This is a genomic window from Lysinibacillus odysseyi 34hs-1 = NBRC 100172, from assembly GCF_001591965.1.
In the GTDB taxonomy this organism is placed as follows: domain Bacteria; phylum Bacillota; class Bacilli; order Bacillales_A; family Planococcaceae; genus Lysinibacillus_B; species Lysinibacillus_B odysseyi.
In genome coordinates this window covers 214,632-233,218 of sequence record NZ_BCVX01000007.1, presented here as the reverse complement: position 1 = coordinate 233,218, position 18,587 = coordinate 214,632, and the positions used below count along the sequence as shown (strand labels likewise).

19 protein-coding genes are annotated in these 18,587 nt (G+C 41.6%); 16 read left to right on the top strand and 3 right to left on the bottom strand.

The features are described 5' to 3' along the window. Positions 1-20: 20 nt before the first annotated feature. Positions 21-1,235 (top strand): CbiX/SirB N-terminal domain-containing protein, encoded by a 1,215-nt coding sequence (locus BOD01S_RS13425; RefSeq protein ID WP_036159238.1) that lies wholly within the window; start codon positions 21-23, stop codon positions 1,233-1,235. Positions 1,236-1,438: 203 nt separating this feature from the next. On the opposite strand, the gene BOD01S_RS13420 is transcribed toward BOD01S_RS13425, so the two are convergent. Together BOD01S_RS13420 and BOD01S_RS13415 are read right to left on the bottom strand one after the other, a co-directional pair. Further along, entirely contained in the window at positions 1,439-1,732 is a 294-nt protein-coding gene (locus tag BOD01S_RS13420; protein WP_036159237.1) for a DUF2653 family protein, read from the bottom strand. Beyond that, entirely contained in the window at positions 1,720-2,193 is a 474-nt protein-coding gene (locus BOD01S_RS13415) for a hypothetical protein (protein WP_036159236.1), read from the bottom strand. Before BOD01S_RS13415 ends, BOD01S_RS13420 begins: the two co-directional genes overlap by 13 nt. A 239-nt stretch (positions 2,194-2,432) precedes the next feature. On the opposite strand from BOD01S_RS13415, the gene BOD01S_RS13410 reads away from it, so the two are divergent. The 14 genes from BOD01S_RS13410 to BOD01S_RS13345 all read left to right on the top strand — a co-directional run bounded on the left by BOD01S_RS13410 (position 2,433) and on the right by BOD01S_RS13345 (position 17,003). Beyond that, positions 2,433-3,416, top strand: coding sequence for a diaminopimelate dehydrogenase (locus BOD01S_RS13410; protein WP_036159235.1), 984 nt, complete (start codon positions 2,433-2,435; stop codon positions 3,414-3,416). A 353-nt stretch (positions 3,417-3,769) separates the two neighbouring features. Further along, entirely contained in the window at positions 3,770-4,348 is a 579-nt protein-coding gene (locus BOD01S_RS13405) for a hypothetical protein (protein ID WP_036159234.1), read from the top strand. A 5-nt stretch (positions 4,349-4,353) separates the two neighbouring features. Next, complete coding sequence (gene purU / locus BOD01S_RS13400; protein WP_036159233.1) at positions 4,354-5,244, top strand: formyltetrahydrofolate deformylase; 891 nt, start codon at positions 4,354-4,356, stop codon at positions 5,242-5,244. Positions 5,245-5,759: 515 nt separating this feature from the next. Continuing rightward, positions 5,760-6,467 (top strand): CoA transferase subunit A, encoded by a 708-nt coding sequence (locus tag BOD01S_RS13395; RefSeq protein ID WP_036159232.1) that lies wholly within the window; start codon positions 5,760-5,762, stop codon positions 6,465-6,467. After that, positions 6,464-7,117 (top strand): CoA transferase subunit B, encoded by a 654-nt coding sequence (locus BOD01S_RS13390; RefSeq protein ID WP_036159231.1) that lies wholly within the window; start codon positions 6,464-6,466, stop codon positions 7,115-7,117. Before BOD01S_RS13395 ends, BOD01S_RS13390 begins: the two co-directional genes overlap by 4 nt. A 167-nt stretch (positions 7,118-7,284) precedes the next feature. Then, positions 7,285-7,902, top strand: a complete 618-nt coding sequence (locus tag BOD01S_RS13385; RefSeq protein ID WP_036159230.1) for a TetR/AcrR family transcriptional regulator — start codon at positions 7,285-7,287, stop codon at positions 7,900-7,902. 101 nt (positions 7,903-8,003) lie between these two features. Continuing rightward, a complete protein-coding gene (locus BOD01S_RS13380; protein WP_036159229.1) occupies positions 8,004-9,146 on the top strand; it encodes an acyl-CoA dehydrogenase family protein in 1,143 nt (380 codons plus the stop codon). A 42-nt stretch (positions 9,147-9,188) separates the two neighbouring features. Then, a complete protein-coding gene (locus BOD01S_RS13375) occupies positions 9,189-10,823 on the top strand; it encodes an AMP-binding protein (protein ID WP_036159716.1) in 1,635 nt (544 codons plus the stop codon). A 12-nt stretch (positions 10,824-10,835) separates the two neighbouring features. Further along, a complete protein-coding gene (locus BOD01S_RS13370) occupies positions 10,836-12,197 on the top strand; it encodes an acetyl-CoA carboxylase biotin carboxylase subunit (protein ID WP_036159228.1) in 1,362 nt (453 codons plus the stop codon). Between the two features lie 91 nt (positions 12,198-12,288). Beyond that, positions 12,289-12,501, top strand: coding sequence for an acetyl-CoA carboxylase biotin carboxyl carrier protein subunit (locus tag BOD01S_RS13365; RefSeq protein WP_036159227.1), 213 nt, complete (start codon positions 12,289-12,291; stop codon positions 12,499-12,501). Positions 12,502-12,514: 13 nt separating this feature from the next. Further along, the gene (locus BOD01S_RS13360; RefSeq protein ID WP_036159226.1) at positions 12,515-13,435 is read left to right on the top strand and encodes a hydroxymethylglutaryl-CoA lyase; all 921 of its coding nucleotides are present in this window, start codon (positions 12,515-12,517) and stop codon (positions 13,433-13,435) included. Beyond that, a complete protein-coding gene (locus BOD01S_RS13355) occupies positions 13,420-14,199 on the top strand; it encodes an enoyl-CoA hydratase (RefSeq protein WP_036159225.1) in 780 nt (259 codons plus the stop codon). The genes BOD01S_RS13360 and BOD01S_RS13355 overlap by 16 nt, the downstream gene beginning before the upstream one ends. Before the next feature lie 16 nt (positions 14,200-14,215). Then, positions 14,216-15,754, top strand: coding sequence for an acyl-CoA carboxylase subunit beta (locus BOD01S_RS13350; protein ID WP_088321707.1), 1,539 nt, complete (start codon positions 14,216-14,218; stop codon positions 15,752-15,754). A gap of 613 nt (positions 15,755-16,367) precedes the next feature. Further along, on the top strand, positions 16,368-17,003 hold the full coding sequence (locus BOD01S_RS13345) for a hypothetical protein (RefSeq protein WP_036159223.1): 636 nt from the start codon (positions 16,368-16,370) through the stop codon (positions 17,001-17,003). Between the two features lie 456 nt (positions 17,004-17,459). Here BOD01S_RS13345 and BOD01S_RS13340 read toward each other — a convergent pair whose 3' ends face one another. Then, positions 17,460-17,972 carry a cysteine hydrolase family protein gene (locus tag BOD01S_RS13340; protein ID WP_036159222.1) on the bottom strand — a complete coding sequence of 171 codons (513 nt, stop codon included), beginning with the start codon at positions 17,970-17,972 and terminating at the stop codon, positions 17,460-17,462. A gap of 280 nt (positions 17,973-18,252) precedes the next feature. On the opposite strand from BOD01S_RS13340, the gene BOD01S_RS13335 reads away from it, so the two are divergent. Further along, positions 18,253-18,447: a hypothetical protein gene (locus tag BOD01S_RS13335; protein ID WP_036159221.1), complete on the top strand. Its 195-nt coding sequence runs from the start codon at positions 18,253-18,255 to the stop codon at positions 18,445-18,447. Positions 18,448-18,587: the final 140 nt, after the last annotated feature.

Here is an 18,587-nt window from a genome sequence, read left to right as displayed (position 1 = left end):
GAGAGTGGAGGGGGAAGCTTATGACGACATGGAATTTACAAGGAATGCAAAAGCATCTGCTTATTTGCAACGGAAGCACGTGTATGGGTGCAGGGGCAGAGGAAATTACTCTTGCGATAAGAGATGAGATTGCAAAAAAGCAGCTTGATGAGTCTATTCATACATCTCGTACAAGATGCAATGGCCGTTGCCGGGATAAATGTGTTGTTATTTCTTATCCAGAGGGGAAATGGTACAGCGTTCCTAAAGAACAGGTCGGCCGTGATATTGTAAATGATGAGGTAGATGACGCCCATATCATTTACAGCATGACGGATAATGGCCTGTCGGAAGTATCGCCGGCTTATACAAAAGGGATTTCAAAATCGAAAAAACGAAAGAAAAGGGGGAAACAAGAGGGGATGAAAAAAGCAGTATTGTTTGTAGGACATGGCAGTAAGCTCGAAGCCGGAAATGAAGAAGTACGGCAATTTGTTGAACGTACAAGCTACTTGGTCGATCCGGCAATTATGGTGGAAACATGTTTTTTAGAATTTGCTTCCCCGAATATTGAAGAAGGCATAGAGCTCTGTGTTGAAAAGGGGGCTGAGGAGATCCATGTTATTCCTATCATACTACTCCATGCGGGACATTCTAAAATGCACATCCCAGCAGAGATTGAACATGCAAAAGAGCACTTCCCGGATGTTACATTCACGTACGGACAGACAATCGGCATTCATGAGGAGGTGTTTGAAATTCTTAAAACGCGCTTATCGGAGGTAGGATTTGATCCTTCAGCAAGGCATGAAGACACAGCCATTCTCCTTATTGCGAGGGGAGGCAGTGATCCGGAAGCGAATGGGGAATTTTATAAAATTTCAAGGCTGCTTTGGGAAAAGCTAGATGTACGCTGGGTCGAGAGTGCTTTTATGGGGGTAACAACGCCTTCCGTGGAAGAAGGAATCGACCGGTGTGTAAGACTTGGGGCAAAGAAAATTATTATGCTCCCATACTTCCTGTTCACTGGAATTCTGATGGAGAGAATGCACAAAATGCGAGAAAGCTATCAAGTAAGATACCCACTCGTAGATATTCAAATTGCCGATTATTTTGGCTATCATCCGAAACTTCAGCATGTACTGGTTGAACGTGCCGAGCAGGCGATGAACGGGACTTCTACAGGTATGCAGGATCTTGAAAATTTCAGAAAGTATGCAGAAGAGCATGGCTATGAGCATCATCATCACCATTAAAGCAATATTATTTTATAAGTAGAATTATGCAAGCCTCCTTGGTCCTGCATGAAATAATGAAAAAGAACTGCCCTGAAAGTTATGGATTTCGGGGCAGTTCTGTATTTTTAAGAATTAGCTGCTGAAAATTCCGCTTTAACAGCTGAAATCATAAACAGCACTAGAAATATACGATTAAACAACTATTCAGATGCCGTTTTATCCTACCATTCAACGTTGGCAATCATACCAAATTCATCATCGATATCAAGGATAATCCGGGCAGACATTGAATCTTTGCCAAGCTGTTCGTCAATATAAAGGCGAATCGCTGTAATGAAGTTTGGCTGTTGATACTCTTCCATCAAACCGTTCACGTAGGCTTCGGCTGTGTATCCGGCTGCATCATCATAGCACAGCTCCACTTCTACAAGTTCTGGCTGAGTTTGCTTGAAGCGGGCGTGAAATAGACATACTGCGTTGATTAAATCCTGCTCCTGCAAAATTAGTTTTTCCATCCGTTATTTGCCTCATTTTCTTTCTTGCGCGTCATTTTTTGAACCAATTTCACTACAAGGAAAACAACTAACAGGATGGCAGCCATATTAATTAAGAAACCGAGGATGGAGCCGATTACTCCTAAATTACTGAACAGACTGCCGAATAGTAAGCCGGCCAAGCCGCCAATAAATAACCCTTTCATTAATCCGCCAGCTGAAAAGCCGCCTTTTTTGTTCGATGTAGTAGCTGTGCTCTTTTTGCTAGTACTGTTGCTGTTTGTGACAGTGCCATCATTGTTTTTGTTTGTGTCATCGTTACTTTTTTGCATATTGGAACGAGTATTGTTTGAGTTGAAGCTTTTTTTACCTGATTTGTAGGATTTTGCTTCCACCTGATGATCACCAAACATCGGTAACAGTGTACCGACACTAGAAAATACAAGTGTAAATGCTAAAAATGCTGCTGCGATTTTTTTCATACTTTGCCTCCATCTAATATTGTTACTATTTAAGTATAGCAAAACAGGTATAAAAGTCTATTTTGCTTCCTTCCATATATGTATACGGATGAGTGCCAAAAAAGTTTCAAAAATGTTTCATTAGTTCCCAGCCTATGTCATCGTAGTCCTTGTGTATTTTTATACGGTAATATAGACTTAATATGTAATTTACATAGAATTCAGAAATTACATAAGGGTGTAAGATAGGGGGAATTATGATGAGAAAAATTCGAATTGGTATTGTAGGATACGGAAATCTAGGCCGGGGAGTGGAAGCGGCAATTTCCCAAAACCCGGATATGGAGCTGGTAGGTGTATTCACACGCCGTGAGCCTTCTTCCATTCACATTCATACAGAGGGGGTAACTGTTTTTCATGTAAATGAAGCAGTGAATTTTAAAGGGGAAATTGACGTGATGATTCTTTGCGGCGGATCAGCAACAGATTTACCAGAGCAAGTTCCATATTTCGCCCAGTGGTTCCATACAATCGACAGCTTCGATACTCATGCAAAAATTCCGGAGTTTTTTGATGTTGTTGATCAAGCAGCACAAGAGAACGGGAGAGTATCCATTATTTCGGTTGGCTGGGACCCGGGCTTGTTTTCGTTAAACCGTCTTCTTGGTGAATCTGTTCTTCCAGCAGGCAGTACATATACATTTTGGGGAGATGGGTTGAGTCAGGGACATTCGGATGCCGTTCGCCGTATTAACGGGGTGAAGCATGCTGTCCAGTACACACTACCGGTAAAAGAAGCAGTCGAACGCGTGCGTAACGGAGAAAACCCTGAGCTTTCCACACGTGAAAAGCATGCTCGTGAATGCTGGGTCGTATTGGAGGATGGTGCTGATCAGACGGCAATTGAAACGGAAATTAAAGAAATGCCGAACTACTTTGCCGAGTACGATACAACAGTCCATTTTATCTCTGAAGAAGAACTGAAACAACAGCATGCAGGGATGCCGCACGGAGGCTTTGTCATCCGTTCGGGCGAGTCAGGAGATGGAGATAAACAAATTCTTGAGTTTTCTTTAAAACTTGAATCCAATCCGATGTTTACATCGAGTGTCCTAGTAGCATACGCACGGGCTGCCTATAAATTAGCGGGAATGGGTGTCAAAGGAGCAAAAACGGTATTCGATATTCCGTTCGGTTTATTGTCGCCGAAGTCACCGGCTGAATTAAGAAAAGAATTATTATAATAGAGGAAAGCCGAATCGGGAGAAGATGCAGCGGTTCGGCTTCTTTCTAAATAGATCATAAGGATTGTAGAATGATAGAAATGGTTATGCAGTTTATTTTAGTATTTGCCGCAGTAAAAAGGATAGAAACTTTTTAGTGAGCAGTCATTTTAATTTGAACGATTGATTCTGGAACAACTCGTATAGTAATAGAAATCCATTTATATTATATAAGAAATAGGAGAGGACAGTTCATATACTATCAGAATATTCGCTATAATCTTTTCAAAAATTTGAAAATATGGTACGCTCATCTCGAATAACTTCAGATTTTCAGTGGAAATGACGAGGGAAAGAAAGGACGGTCATTTCACGTGACAGCAAAAATACAATATAATGGCATGCTGCTGCTTGCTTCATATGTACAGCGTTTATATGTTAATGAGCAAGTAAAAGGGCGGCTGAAGGAAGAAACAGACCAGCTGGTACTCGTAAAGGATTACTTTGATTCAATCAATGCAATCATGCCAATGTTCAGTCAGACAAAAATGCTGACTGTATCACAAGGGGAAAAGCTAGCTTCCATTTTATTGAGTGTAAGAGAAATGATGAATCATTATTTTGAACCATTAAATACGTCTTATGATTATAAGCTGCGCATTGTAACATCCACATTATTTTCCGAAAAACTGATGATTACAGGGATTATTCATTTAGGAAAGATTTTCGGTGAAGATGTCGGGACGGATATTCAAAAACGTGTAAAATTTTATGAGGACCGGACTACTATGGTCAATAAGCTTGTAGCAGCCCAGCAATCAGGCATGCCTGTAACAGAAGAAGTAGAAGGGGTAATTAATTCCTGGTTTGAAGGGATAGTAAAACAGCAGCAAAACATCTTGAATGACCTCAACAAAATCGCACCTATGATCGGCATACAAGAAAGGGAGTAGGAAAAATGATTTCAACTACAGCAAAAAGTGAAACGCAGCTGCAAAATTGCGCTCGCATTTTAGTGAAATGCCCTGATAGACCGGGGATTGTAGCAGTTTTATCTTCGTTTTTACATAAGCATGATGCCAATATTATCGAATCCAGCCAATATTCGAGTGATCCGGAGAACGGTACATTTTTTATCCGCATAGAGTATCATTGTGAACAGCTTGTTAGAAAGCGTGATGAGATGGAAAGGGAATTTGCCTCGATTGCGGCAGAGCATCAGATGGAATACAGCTTCCATTATCGTGCCATCCGCCAGCGTGCTGCCATCTATGTTTCAAAAGAGACGCATTGCCTGATGGAGCTGTTATGGGAATGGCAAAATGGTGATTTGGAGATGGATATTGCGGTCGTCATCAGCAATGCAGAAGCCGCTCGTCCAATTGTGGAATCGCTTGGTATCCCGTTTTACTACATCCCGGCTAATAAGGATATCCGGGAGCAGGTGGAACAGCAGCAAATCCGGCTGATGGAAGAGTATAAAGTGGACATCTTAATTCTAGCCCGTTATATGCAGATTTTGACGCCGAATTTCGTATCTCATTTTGAAAACCGCATCATAAATATCCACCATTCCTTCCTTCCGGCATTTATCGGGGCTGATCCATACACGCGTGCATTCAACCGTGGGGTGAAACTGATTGGTGCAACAAGCCACTATGTGACAAATGATCTTGACGAAGGACCAATCATTGAGCAGGATGTGGAACGTGTCGATCACCGTGCAGATGTACAAACATTGAAGAAAATCGGCCGTAAAATCGAACGGCGTGTTTTGGCAAATGCAGTAAAATGGCATTTGGAAAACCGAATAATTGTTGAGGAAAACAAAACAATCGTGTTCCATTAATTAATTTCCTACAAAAATGCAGACGAAGCACTTTGCTTTGTCTGCATTTTTTTTGGATAGGATAGCCTTCCATATTACGTATTCGCTTTAAATGGTGAAGAAAGCCTGTCTATTTTTTAAAACGTTGAAATGAACTGGGTATAAAGCACAATACCAATAATAATCCCAATAATGGCGCAAATAAGGCCAATAACAATTTGATACGGCTTTACTAACAAATCCCCACTCCTTTTATAAGAATAGATCAATCGAAGGTATGATCAAAAATGCCTTGACTTTGCATTTACCGCATTATACGCCCTGTTATAGAGTAATAGCACTACTAGAAAAAAGGTTTGGCAATACATAAAATCCTTCGTAAATCACATACAGTAAAAGGGTACTACTCAGTTTCTAAGTATAAAAACTACACTTTATTGAATAATATTATTATTTTAAAAATAAAGATAATTTAGTTTACTATTTTAAAATCATATGTTTATAATGAATGTAAATCGACTTAAAGGAGGTATTTTATGCTTAAAGTAGAAAAAAGTATACACGAAATTATAGATAGTATGCAGGATGGCTCTACCATACTAGTAGGAGGTTTTGGGCTTTGCGGTATCCCGGAAGTAGCAATTGAAGCAATACGGAAAAAAGGTGTCAAAGATTTAACAGTAGTCAGCAATAACTGCGGTGTTGATGAATGGGGGCTTGGCCTCCTGCTGGCAAATAAGCAAATCAAGAAAATGATTGCTTCTTATGTAGGTGAGAATAAAATTTTCGAGCAGCAGTTTTTAAGTGGAGAGCTTGAGGTAGAACTGACACCGCAAGGTACATTGGCAGAACGTATCCGGGCAGGTGGTGCCGGAATACCAGCGTTTTATACAGCAACGGGCGTCGGTACACCGATTGCTGAAGGAAAGCCGGTGAAGGAATTTGACGGTAAGGAATATATTGAGGAACGGGCAATCGTCGGCGATTATGCTTTTGTAAAGGCTTGGAAGGCAGATAAACTAGGAAATCTTGTATATAGGAAAACAGCGCGGAATTTCAATCCGATCATGGCTACAGCAGGAAAAATTACGATTGCTGAAGTGGAGGAGATTGTTGAAGTAGGCGAACTGAATCCCGACGAGATTCATACACCGGCCGTATTTGTCCAGCATGTCGTTCTAGGGGACAATTATGAGAAGAAAATCGAAAAACGTACGACTAGAACAGAGGAGGCAATGAGATGACAAGTATAAAAGAGCGCATCGTAAAACGTGCTGTCCTGGAAATTGAAAATGGCATGAATGTAAACCTTGGTATCGGCATGCCTACATTGGTCGCAAATGAAATACCCGATGATTATCAGGTGCTGCTACAATCAGAAAACGGCTTATTAGGTATTGGTCCGTATCCATCGGAAAATCAAGTGGATCCTGATTTGATTAATGCGGGCAAAGAAACAGTTACAGCTGTTCCCGGCGCATCCTATTTTGATAGTGCTGAAAGCTTTGCGATGATTCGGGGCGGCCATATTGATGTTGCTATACTCGGAGGAATGGAAGTTTCCCAGGAAGGCGATTTAGCTAACTGGATGATTCCCGGGAAGATGGTAAAAGGAATGGGTGGAGCGATGGACCTTGTACAAGGAGCTAAGCGGGTCATCGTTATTATGGAGCATGTTTCCAAATACGGAGAATCCAAAATCAAAAAGGAATGTACATTGCCGTTAACTGGAAAGCGGGTTGTCCACCGCCTTATTACGGATTTAGCTGTATTTGATTTTACGGATAAAGGAATGGTCCTCATTGAAACGGCATCCGGTGTTTCTGTTGAAGAAATTAAGGAAAAAACGGAAGCTGACTTTGCCATTGCTGAAAATTTAAAAAGCTATGCATGAAGCAGAAAAAAATGGTAATATTGACGCTTTTTCTTTCAATAGACTAGACTCGAAAGAAATCGGGTGCTATATTGAAAATAGAAATATCCTACAATTATAAGAAAATATGAGTATTTTCGATAGGAAAGTAACCTTTGTGTAAGGGGTGATCGATAGGGGGCAAGAAAATGGTCGTACAATCTCTAAAGGAAAGAATTATCGAAACAGCGTTAGACCTGTTCCGGCATAAAGGCTACCATGGTGTATCGGTCGATGAAATTGTCGAAACGGCCGGAACGTCGAAAGGTGGATTTTATCATAAATTTAAGTCGAAAGATGCGTTGTTATATGAGATACATGATGTGTTTATTTCCAAAGTTTTAAAGGAAACGAGAAAAGCATATGACGAAAATGATTCACCAATCGACAAGGTGTGCGCTATGTTGTATGCGTTTACAAATGTGTTTGATGTCTATCAGCGGCATATTACCGTTTTTTATGATGAAAGTGCCTATTTACCTGCAGAATATAAAAATATTATCAAAGAAAAGCGTACGGAATACCGGAAGCTGATCGAGCAGGTCATTGAGGATGGAAAGAACAGCGGTCATTTCCGGCCGGAAATTTCAACAACCATTACAACAATGGCTATCATAGGATTGGTGAACTGGACATATAAATGGTACCGGCAAAACGGCAGCTTGACGATGGAACAGATTACACTCCATTTCAATGATTTGATTCTGAGGGGCATTATGACAGAGTTTGGCCTACAAGAAGCACAGAAAAAAAATTATGTTTTATAAAAAAGTCAGCCAGTCAGTAAAGCCTGGTTTTTTAATCACAATATACAAACCGACTAGTCGGTACCGACCGAACAGTCGGTAAATTAAAGGGGGATTAACAGATGAATTTTGAATTAACTAAAGAACAGCAAATGATACGTGATATGGTCAGAGAGTTTGCACAGGCTGAAATCGCACCGTACGCACGGGAACTTGATGAAAAGCATGAATTTAGAAAAGAAAGCTTTGATAAAATGGCAGAGCTAGGCTTGTTCGGCATCCCGTTTCCCGAGGAATACGGTGGTTCAGGAGGAGATACGGTTTCCTATGCATTGGCTGTTGAGGAAATTGGCAGAGCCTGTGGTGGTACCGGCTTGAGCTATGCAGCAGCAGTCAGCTTAGGAGCAGCTCCTTTTTATAACTTTGGAACAGAGGAGCAAAAACTGGAATATCTTGTTCCTATGGCACAGGGCAAAACACTTGGTTCATTCGGATTGACAGAGCCGAATGCAGGCTCTGATGCTGGCGGCACTCGCACAAAGGCATACTTAGAGGGCGATGAATGGGTGATTAACGGCGAGAAGTGCTGGATTACTAACGCCAGCTATGCGCGCCAAGTTGTCGTGACAGCTGTTACAGGTAAGGATGAGCGAGGCAAAAATATTATCACGGCAATCATCGTTCCTACTGACACACCGGGAGTTACAATCCGTTCCGAGTACCAAAAAATGGGCGTCCGTGCATCCAATACTTGTGAAATCATTTTGGAAAACGTTCGTGTACCACGTGAAAATGTACTGGGGGATGAGAAGAAAGGCTTCGGTCAATTTTTAAATACATTAGATGGCGGACGTATTTCAATTGCGGCATTGTCTGTCGGTATCGCACAATCGGCATTTGAAAAGGCACTGCAGTATTCAAAAGAGCGCGTACAATTTGGGAAACCAATCTCTAAATTACAAGCCATCCAGTTTAAACTGGCAGATATGGCAATGGAAATTGAGTTGGCACGAAATATGGTGATGAAGGCAGCATGGCTGAAAGATAACGGCAAGCCTTTCAAAAAAGAAGCTGCATATGCAAAGCTGTTTGCTTCAGAAATGGGCTTCCGCACATGTAATCAGGCAATCCAGATCCATGGGGGTTATGGCTATATGGCAGAATATGATGTGGAACGCCATCTTCGTGATATCAAACTCATGGAAATTGGAGAAGGGACATCGGAAATTCAGCGTTTAGTCATTTCACGTCAGCTGGGCTGCTAGATCATTGAAATATGAATAGGGGGAGAAATGCGTATGGCAGAATTGGTTTATCAAACGATTGGCGAGTTACTGGAAGAAAAGGCTGCATTATATCCGGAACGAGAGGCTTTAGTTTATGCGGATCGGAACTACCGATTAACATATGCCCAGTTCAACAAACATAGTGATTTAGTAGCAAAGGCACTCATGGCGGCAGGACTTGAAAAGGGAGATCATTTTTCAGTGTGGACGACTAACGTACCTGAATGGCCGGGACTTCAATTTGGTTCTGGTAAAATGGGCGCCCCGCTTGTAACTGTAAATACAAATTACCGTTCAAGCGAGCTGGAATTCCTGCTTAAGCAATCTGATACAAAAGCAATTATTTTAATTGATCAGTTCCGTGATCATTCGTTTATCGATACATTATATGAGCTTTGTCCGGAACTGAAAGAATGCGAGCCTGGAAAACTTCAAAGTGCCCGCCTGCCGCTTTTGAAAACCGTCGTTGTCATTGGTGATAGGAAATATCCCGGAACATACAGCTATGAGGAATTTTTAGCAAATGGTACCGAGATAACAGATGAACAACTAGAACAGCGCAAACAATCCTTAACATATGATGATGTCATCAATATTCAATATACATCAGGAACTACCGGCTTTCCAAAAGGTGTTATGCTCCGACATTCGAATTTGATCAATAACGCCATCAATATTGCAGAATGTATGAAGCTTACACATGAAGACCGTTTATGTATCCCGGTCCCGTTTTTCCATTGCTTTGGCTGTGTAATCGGCACATTGGCTATCGTTTCAGCGGGAGGGACAATGGTACCTGTTCAGGAATTTCATCCTGAGGAAGTACTTCGGACGGTTGAAAAAGAGAAATGCACCGCGCTTCATGGTGTACCGACTATGTTTATTAGCGAGCTTAATTTACCGAATATTAAGCAATTTGACTTATCGACATTACGAACAGGCGTTATGGCAGGTTCCAATTGCCCAATAGAGGTGATGAGGGGAGTCATCAATATTATGGGTATGGAAGATGTGACCATTTGTTATGGTCAGACAGAATCCTCCCCTGTACTCACACAAACAAGAGCAGATGACCCATTAGATCTCAAGGTAGAAACAGTAGGCCGCGCCTTGCCGAATGTAGAAGTGAAAATCATGAAACCAGGTACGAATGAAGAAGTAGCCAGAGGTGAGCAAGGAGAAATTTGCGCACGGGGCTATGTCGTTATGAAAGGTTACTACAACAATCCGGAAGCGACAAAAGAAGCGATCGATTCAGAAGACTGGCTGCATACCGGTGACTTAGGAACGATGGACGAAAATGGATACGTTCGTGTAACAGGCCGATTGAAAGATATGATTATTCGCGGGGGAGAAAACATTTATCCCCGTGAGATAGAAGAGTTTCTTTACAAGCATCCGAAAGTACTCGATGTACAGATAACAGGAGTACCGGATGAAAAATACGGTGAGGAAGCAGCAGCATGGATTATTTTAAAAGAGGGACAAATAGCGACAGAAGAGGAAATCAAGGAATTTTGTACAGGAAAAATTTCAAGACATAAAATTCCACGCTATATCTTTTTCATCGATAGCTATCCAATGACGGCTTCAGGGAAAATACAAAAGTTCAAGCTTCGCGAACAGTTTGCAGGCTTTGTGAAAACATTGCAATAGGGAGGGTTTAGTATGTTCAAAAAAGTACTCATCGCTAATCGGGGCGAAATCGCACGCCGCATTATTAGAACATGTGACAAGTTAGGTATCGAAACGGTAGCAGTCTATTCTGAGGCAGACGCTAACAGCCTCCATGTGAAAGAAGCGACAGAAAGCTTCTGTATCGGTAAGCCGCCTGTAGCTCAAAGTTATTTAAACATTGATGCTATTTTGGATGTCGCAAAGCAGACGGGGGCGGATGCTGTCCATCCCGGCTACGGACTGTTATCAGAAAATGCGGCATTTGCAAAACGTGTGGAAGAGGCGGGGCTGACATTTATCGGACCAAAATCAGATGTCATTCAGTCAATGGGCAGCAAGCTGGAAGCACGCAAAACAATGCAGCAGGCAGGGGTGCCGATTGTGCAGGGTGTCAATGAGCCAATTGCAGATACGGATGAAGCAGCAAAAGTGGCAGAAGAAATCGGCTATCCAGTGATGCTGAAAGCTTCAGCAGGCGGTGGTGGAATCGGCATGCAGCTGGTAAGCAATGAAGAGGAACTACGGAAAGCGTTTGAAGGTAACCAAAAACGGGCGCAAAGCTTCTTTGGTGACGGAACGATGTTCATTGAGAAATTCATTGCAGAGCCACATCATGTAGAGGTGCAAGTGCTGGCTGATACACACGGAAATGTCGTACCTGTATACGAGCGTGAGTGTTCCATTCAGCGCCGCAATCAGAAGGTTGTGGAGGAAGCGCCTTCTCCATTCATTTCTGAGGAAACACGTACTAAAATGCTTGATGCAGCAGTGAATGCAGCAAAGCATATCGGCTATACAAATGCGGGCACAATTGAGTTTTTAGTAGACCGTGATCAAAACTTCTATTTCCTTGAAATGAATACTAGATTACAAGTGGAGCACCCGGTCACTGAAGAAATTACAGGTCTGGATCTTGTTGAGCAGCAGCTTAAAGTAGCCAATGGCGAAAAGCTTGACTTCACAAGAGAGGATATTAAGAAAAAAGGGCACGCGATTGAAGTGCGTATTTATGCAGAGCATCCAGTCACTTTCTTCCCTTCACCGGGAAAAATCACGAAACTTGTATTACCAGAAGGAGAAGGAATCCGTCATGAAATTGCGGTAGAAACAGGAAGTGATGTAACTCCTTTTTACGATCCAATGATTGGCAAGCTTGTCGTATTTGGAGCGACGCGCGAGGAAGCCTGCGCAAAACTCGCAGATGCATTACGCAATTATGTAGTAGAAGGTATTCAAACAAATATCCCGATGCTGCTTGAAACAGTGACACATGAACAGTTCTTATCCGGAATCACAACAACAAAATTTGTAGAGGAATATTATTTACCAAAAGCATCAACAGTTGGTAAATAAAAGAGAAGAGGCGCGAAAGATTGAACTTTGGCGAGATCACATCTACTGCGTGCCGCTTCTCTACATTTTATTTTACGCGGAGGGATAATATATGACAATAGTAAAAGCGAGTATGGCAGGAACAGTATGGAAGATTTTAGTGGCAGAAGGGGACCAAGTAGCAGCTGGTCAGGACGTTGTTATTTTGGAATCGATGAAAATGGAGATTCCGATTGCAGCGGAAGAAGCTGGCACTGTAAAGCGAGTTATTGCTGCTGAAGGTGATTTCATTAACGTAGACGATGATCTTGTCGAAATCGAATAAGGGAGTGTAGTCTATGCAGCTGCCGAAGCAAGTACAAATAAAAGAAGTAGGACCACGTGATGGCCTGCAAAATGAAATGACGTTTATTCCGACTGAAGAAAAAATCAGGCTTGTTAACCGTTTAAGTGAGACAGGGCTTAACTACATTGAAGTGACTAGCTTCGTGCATCCCAAATGGATTCCACAGCTGGCAGATGCCGTCGAGGTTTTGAAGGAGATTAAGCGACATGACGATATTACCTATGCTGCTCTTGTACCGAACAGCAAGGGGCTAGAACGGGCGCTTGATGCCGGAGTCGATGAAGTAAGTGTCTTTATGTCGGCAAGTGAAGGCCATAATAAATCGAATATTAATAAATCAATAGACGAGACATTCCCGGTTTTAAAAGAAGTAGTAGACGGCGCACTGGCAGCAGGCAAGACAGTGAGAGGCTATATTTCTACTGTGATCTCATGTCCTTATGACGGCTATACAAAACCGGAACAGGTAGTATATGTCGCAGAGAAATTATTTGAGATGGGAATATCGGAAATATCACTTGGTGACACAATTGGTGTTGGCGTGCCGACTCAAGTAGATGCCTTGCTTCAGGAGATGCTGAGTTTTTATAAAGCGGAGCAGCTGGCGATGCATTTTCATGATACGCGCGGTACGGCATTGGCCAATGTCATGACAAGCCTAAGCCATGGGATTACAAAGTTTGATAGTGCCATTGGCGGTTTAGGCGGCTGCCCTTATGCTAAAGGAGCATCGGGCAATGTGGCAACAGAGGACTTGCTTTATTTGCTTCATGAAATGGGGATTGAAACAGGCGTTAATCTAAAGAAGATTCAGCAAACTGCGCTTTCTATAGAAGGAATAATCGGTAAAAAGCTATCATCCAAACTGGCAGCCATTGCACGGGGGGAGGAACAATCATGCCGAATTTCGTAAAAGTAGAGGTACAAGACGATATAGCCATCATGACGTTCACTAGAGCAGAGGCTGCCAATGCACTATCCGTTCAAATGCTGCACGAAATCAACGAAGCACTTGAATCGATTCACTATAACCGATCAATACGTGCTGTTGTAGTGACAGGCGATGGTGAAAAGGCATTTTGTGCAGGGGCAGACCTAAAGGAACGAAAAGGAATGAATGAAGAAGAAACACGTAAGACGATTGCTTTGATCGGAAAAACGGTGAACCACTTCGAATCGCTTGCCCAGCCGGTTATTGCAGCCATTAATGGTGTAGCATTCGGCGGTGGTTTAGAACTGGCCCTTGCATGTGATATCCGTATGGCCAGCAGTACTGCAAAGCTCGGCCTGACGGAAACTGCACTCGGAATAATTCCGGGAGCAGGGGGAACACAGCGACTTCCCCGTCTGATTGGTATCGGAAAAGCGAAGGAGCTGATCTATACAGCCCGCCGATTGTCAGCTGAAGAAGCTTTTGGATACGGAATTATCGAGCATATTGTAGAACCTGGGGAGTTATTAGAAAAGGCAACAGAACTTGCACGTGAAATGGCGAAAAATGCCCCGCTTTCACTCATTCAGGCAAAAACAGCAATTAATCAAGGAATGCAGACAGATATCTCGACAGCACTGCAAATTGAATCATTAGCCTATAGTCGATTACTTCAAACAGAAGACCGGCTGGAAGGATTAAAGGCCTTTCAGGAAAAACGTTCACCGATCTATAGTGGCAAATAAAAGGGGGATGAGAGAAATGACGAAATTGACAGCTGATCATACACACCAAGAAATGAAGAATACCGTGTTAAAGGGCGGTCATGAAAAATATCACGAAAAGAATAAGGAACAAGGGAAGTTATTTGTCCGCGAGCGCTTAGAGCTGCTATTTGATGAAGGGCTGCAGGCTGAAGATGGAACGTTTGCCAATGTACTTGCAGGCGACCTGCCAGCAGATGGGGTTGTCACGGGTATTGGGAAAATTCACGGACGAACTGTATGTGTAATGGCAAATGATTCAACAGTCAAGGCAGGCTCCTGGGGAAAGAGAACTGTTGAAAAAATTATCCGCATCCAGGAAACAGCTGAAAAGCTTGGGGTTCCGCTCCTTTATTTAGTGGATTCAGCTGGTGCACGCATTACAGACCAATTAGAAATGTTCCCGGGACGTCGTGGAGCAGGCCGTATTTTTTACAACCAAGTAAAATTATCAGGCCGTATTCCGCAGATTTGTCTTTTATTCGGTCCTTCAGCAGCAGGCGGGGCATATATTCCAGCCTTCTGTGATGTTGTTGTAATGGTAAAAGGGAACGCCTCTATGTACCTTGGCTCGCCTCGGATGGCTGAGATGGTTATCGGGGAAAAAGTAGACCTGGAAACAATGGGCGGCGCGAAGATGCACTGCTCGATCTCAGGCTGTGGGGATGTTTTAGCAAAGACAGAGGAAGAAGCAATTGCCTATGCAAGACAATATATTAGCTACTTCCCGGATAACTTTAAACACAAGCCTAAGGTAGAAGAACCGAAGATGCCTGCTACGTTTGAAAAATCTATCGAGGAAATTATTCCTGCCAATCAGAATGCGGCATTCAATATGCATGACCTGATCGACCGTATTATCGATGAAGGCTCATTCTGTGAAGTCAAGAAACTGTTCGCAGCAGAAATTATTACGGGCTTTGCTCGTATTAACGGACAGTCCGTCGGCATAATCGCTAATCAGCCGCGGGTAAAAGGCGGCGTGTTATTCCATGATTCGGCGGACAAGGCCGCTAAATTCATCAGTTTGTGTGATGCATTCCATATTCCGCTTATTTTCCTGGCAGATGTACCAGGCTTTATGATCGGTACACAGGTAGAAAAAATGGGCATCATCCGCCACGGTGCGAAAATGATCTTTGCGATGAGCGAGGCGACAGTGCCGAAAATTACGGTTATTGTCCGCAAGGCCTATGGTGCAGGCCTTTATGCGATGGCTGGCCCTGCATTTGAACCTGATGTATGTATTGCATTAACAGGAGCGCAAATTGCCGTAATGGGACCGGAAGCAGCTGTTAACGCTGTATATGCCAATAAAATTGCAGCACTGCCTAAAGAGGAACAAGCGGCCTTTATCGAACAGCAGCGTGAAGAATACCGAAAAGAAATTGATGTGTATCGTTTAGCCTCTGAGTTAATTATTGATGATGTGATTGAACCGAACGCCCTGCGTGAAACGCTGGAACTACGGTTGGATGCCTACAAAACAAAAGAAATGACTTTCACAGAGCGCAAGCATGGTGTCAGTCCGGTATAATCACACCTAACAGGAAAGCGCATATTTCGGCTATTTCCTTATAAACAAAGTCCGAATGTTGAGAGACACTCTTAACATTCGGGCTTTTGCTGTGTAAAATAGTTAACTAAAATAAACATATTTTAGTTGTTGCATAGCTGCGATGGCGGATGCAAAATTGTTTTTGGAATCCAGCAAGCTGCATAGCATGCCTATAACGAAAAGCAAGAGGGCAAGCCTCTCTACAGGCTTGCCCTCTCATTTAAAATGTGGAAATAAAGTTGGTATAGAGAAGAACTCCTGTTGTAATTCCAATTACCACACCTACTCCTGCCAACACTGTTTGATACCATTTCAACATGTCAACATCATTCCCTTCATTTTCGTAAAGACTCTACCATATTCCTCATACCCTCATTTTCATTTTGGAAACCCTTTTGTGAGAAAAATGGAGAAAATCTATATTTTTCCGGTAAATTGGAAGCTAGTATTCATCATTACTGGAAAAATATATAGTAGTCAAGTACAATAATTGGTAGCTGTAAATGGTTTTTCGATAAGAAAACCATTACTTTTTTCGACGTTTAATTCGTACATACTCAAAAGGAAATTTCAGACGAAGGAAGGGATAGATATGTCAGAAACAAAAAGAATGACGATTCACCGCGCATTGACAGAGCTAAAGATGCTGCAAAAACGAATTGAAGAGGCAAATCGAGCTGTTACCGCAGTTGCTGCACATCGCAAAAATGACAAAAAAATCAATGGGGTTGAAATAGCAGAGTTTGTCAAAAGTATGCAAAGCTCCTATGACAAAGTAACAGGATTGATAAATTACAGAAATCGTTTGAAGGCTCTAGTAGTGGAATCTAATGCAAAAACTGTAGTAAAGGTTGGCAGCCGCGAAATGACTGTTGCCGAAGCAATTGAACGGAAACAGTCAATCCAGTATGAGAAAAACCTTTTGGCTACTCTGCATCAACAATATAACAATGCAGTCCAGCGTGTAGCGAAAAACAATGATGAGCTGCCGGAAAAACTGGAGACATATCTTGTTAATATTTTAGGAAACAAAGAGAAACAGACGCCGGAAGAGGTAGCGTTGCATACAGAAACTTTCATGAGGAGAAATGAATACGAGTTGCTGGATCCGATGAAGGTGAAAAAAAGTATCGAAACATTGGAGGACCAAATTAACGAGTTTGAATCAGAAGTCGATGCAGTACTATCTGAATCCAATGCGACTACTTTTATTGAAGTAATGCTATAAGAAAATTGCATGGTCTGGCGAAAACAAAAAACGATCAGTCGCTCGTTTTTGGTGTTAACGAGTTGAAACAATAAACACCAATCAAACAACTTTTAACTTGGTTCAGTACTCAAATTGAAAGTTCAAAGCTGAAGGTTCAAACCTGAAAGCTCACGTCTCAAGGCTCTTATTATTGTAAAGTTAAAAGAATAAAGCACAAGTCTCTTTCAAACCCTGGAGTTATGGTTAAGGCATTGACAGATCACGGCCGTTTGTCATCCACCAGGCAGCCTGTACTGTGCAAATATAATAAGAATTTATGACCAGGAATACAGTAACCATCTATTTTTCATGCTTATAGATGGTTACGAAACATTTCTTAAAAGTGAAATTTTCCTTTATCGGTCATTTTTTGTAACCATAGTATCGTCCTTAATGATGAAACCAGTCTTTAACATTGTTAGATAAACAATCAGTCTAGGATTTATCTTCAATCAGTTGTAAAAATCTATTGTTCCAAATATTTTCGTAAAAATCAATTGTCTCTTCTGCAGACATATAAGGATTATTCAAAGTAGAGGTTGCTTTCTGTACCATAAAGCTCTCGTATCCCAATCCATGTGCGAACTTAATCGTGGCATCCATACAATATTCAGTTTGGGCACCGCAAAACTCAATTTGATGGACAGACAATTGGTCTAAAAGACTTTGTAAGTTCGTTTTATAAAAGGAATTCGCATGTGTTTTCCTTACCAAAAAATCTTCTTCTTGAACATCTAGATTGGCATTAATCGCCCATGGTTCCTCTTCAGGTACCAATTCTTCATCACAATGCTGAACAAAAATGATAGGTTTATGTAATTTTCTATATAAAGCAATTCTATTATTTACTTTATTGAGCAAATCTTTTAGATTATATAAATGCTCGCCGCTGTAACATACACCATTTTGTAAATCGATAACGATTAATACATCTGCATAAGTCTCCATTATTTTTCCTTCTTTCATTTTGAAATATAACAATAATTCTATCATTTGAGAATGTATTACACACCCCTATTTTGCGCACTATCCGACATAAAAACATGATGGGAGTTCCTAATTTTATACACTTTTATCATACAATTATATTTGGTAAAAGTATTTTAAATTTTTTATTATTCGTATACATTTTTATAGCAAAAAATTAATCGGTCTTATAAAAAGATGCATTTCGGGTAATGGTGGAAGAAAAGAAGCTTTAGGAAAACAATGCAAGGAGGTAAATACTATGCGGGTATCTTATATAGCAGGCATCATTTTTTTCTTCATACTTTTTATTGTAGGGATGATTTATGCAAGCCATTCGACGTGGATGATGATTCTCGGTATCTTCGGCCTGATCGGCACCGCTTATTTTATTACCCGAATTGTTTCGGATATCCTCCGGGAAATGCGGCGCAGAAATACGGAGGAAGATCGATAAAACTATTTGGAGGACCCTTGAGCGAAAAATGCTCAAGGGTGCATTTTCATAAAGGGAATAAGCGTTTTAAACAGAAGTCGGTAAAATAAAGATTAGTGTATATCATGTATGAGAGTAAGATTATTAAGGGGCTATTTTTT

Excerpts from the sequence above, each read along its gene's own strand:
- BOD01S_RS13340 (WP_036159222.1), bottom strand. The coding sequence starts at position 17,972 with ATGGAGACTTATGCAGATGTATTAATCGTTATCGATTTACAAAATGGT.
- BOD01S_RS13345 (WP_036159223.1), top strand. The coding sequence starts at position 16,368 with ATGTCAGAAACAAAAAGAATGACGATTCACCGCGCATTGACAGAGCTA.
- BOD01S_RS13395 (WP_036159232.1), top strand. The coding sequence starts at position 5,760 with ATGCTTAAAGTAGAAAAAAGTATACACGAAATTATAGATAGTATGCAG.
- BOD01S_RS13410 (WP_036159235.1), top strand. The coding sequence starts at position 2,433 with ATGAGAAAAATTCGAATTGGTATTGTAGGATACGGAAATCTAGGCCGG.
- BOD01S_RS13370 (WP_036159228.1), top strand. The coding sequence starts at position 10,836 with ATGTTCAAAAAAGTACTCATCGCTAATCGGGGCGAAATCGCACGCCGC.
- BOD01S_RS13350 (WP_088321707.1), top strand. The coding sequence starts at position 14,216 with ATGACGAAATTGACAGCTGATCATACACACCAAGAAATGAAGAATACC.
- BOD01S_RS13425 (WP_036159238.1), top strand. The coding sequence starts at position 21 with ATGACGACATGGAATTTACAAGGAATGCAAAAGCATCTGCTTATTTGC.
- BOD01S_RS13380 (WP_036159229.1), top strand. The coding sequence starts at position 8,004 with ATGAATTTTGAATTAACTAAAGAACAGCAAATGATACGTGATATGGTC.
- BOD01S_RS13335 (WP_036159221.1), top strand. The coding sequence starts at position 18,253 with ATGCGGGTATCTTATATAGCAGGCATCATTTTTTTCTTCATACTTTTT.
- BOD01S_RS13385 (WP_036159230.1), top strand. The coding sequence starts at position 7,285 with ATGGTCGTACAATCTCTAAAGGAAAGAATTATCGAAACAGCGTTAGAC.
- purU (WP_036159233.1), top strand. The coding sequence starts at position 4,354 with ATGATTTCAACTACAGCAAAAAGTGAAACGCAGCTGCAAAATTGCGCT.
- BOD01S_RS13365 (WP_036159227.1), top strand. The coding sequence starts at position 12,289 with ATGACAATAGTAAAAGCGAGTATGGCAGGAACAGTATGGAAGATTTTA.
- BOD01S_RS13390 (WP_036159231.1), top strand. The coding sequence starts at position 6,464 with ATGACAAGTATAAAAGAGCGCATCGTAAAACGTGCTGTCCTGGAAATT.
- BOD01S_RS13355 (WP_036159225.1), top strand. The coding sequence starts at position 13,420 with ATGCCGAATTTCGTAAAAGTAGAGGTACAAGACGATATAGCCATCATG.
- BOD01S_RS13420 (WP_036159237.1), bottom strand. The coding sequence starts at position 1,732 with ATGGAAAAACTAATTTTGCAGGAGCAGGATTTAATCAACGCAGTATGT.
- BOD01S_RS13415 (WP_036159236.1), bottom strand. The coding sequence starts at position 2,193 with ATGAAAAAAATCGCAGCAGCATTTTTAGCATTTACACTTGTATTTTCT.
- BOD01S_RS13360 (WP_036159226.1), top strand. The coding sequence starts at position 12,515 with ATGCAGCTGCCGAAGCAAGTACAAATAAAAGAAGTAGGACCACGTGAT.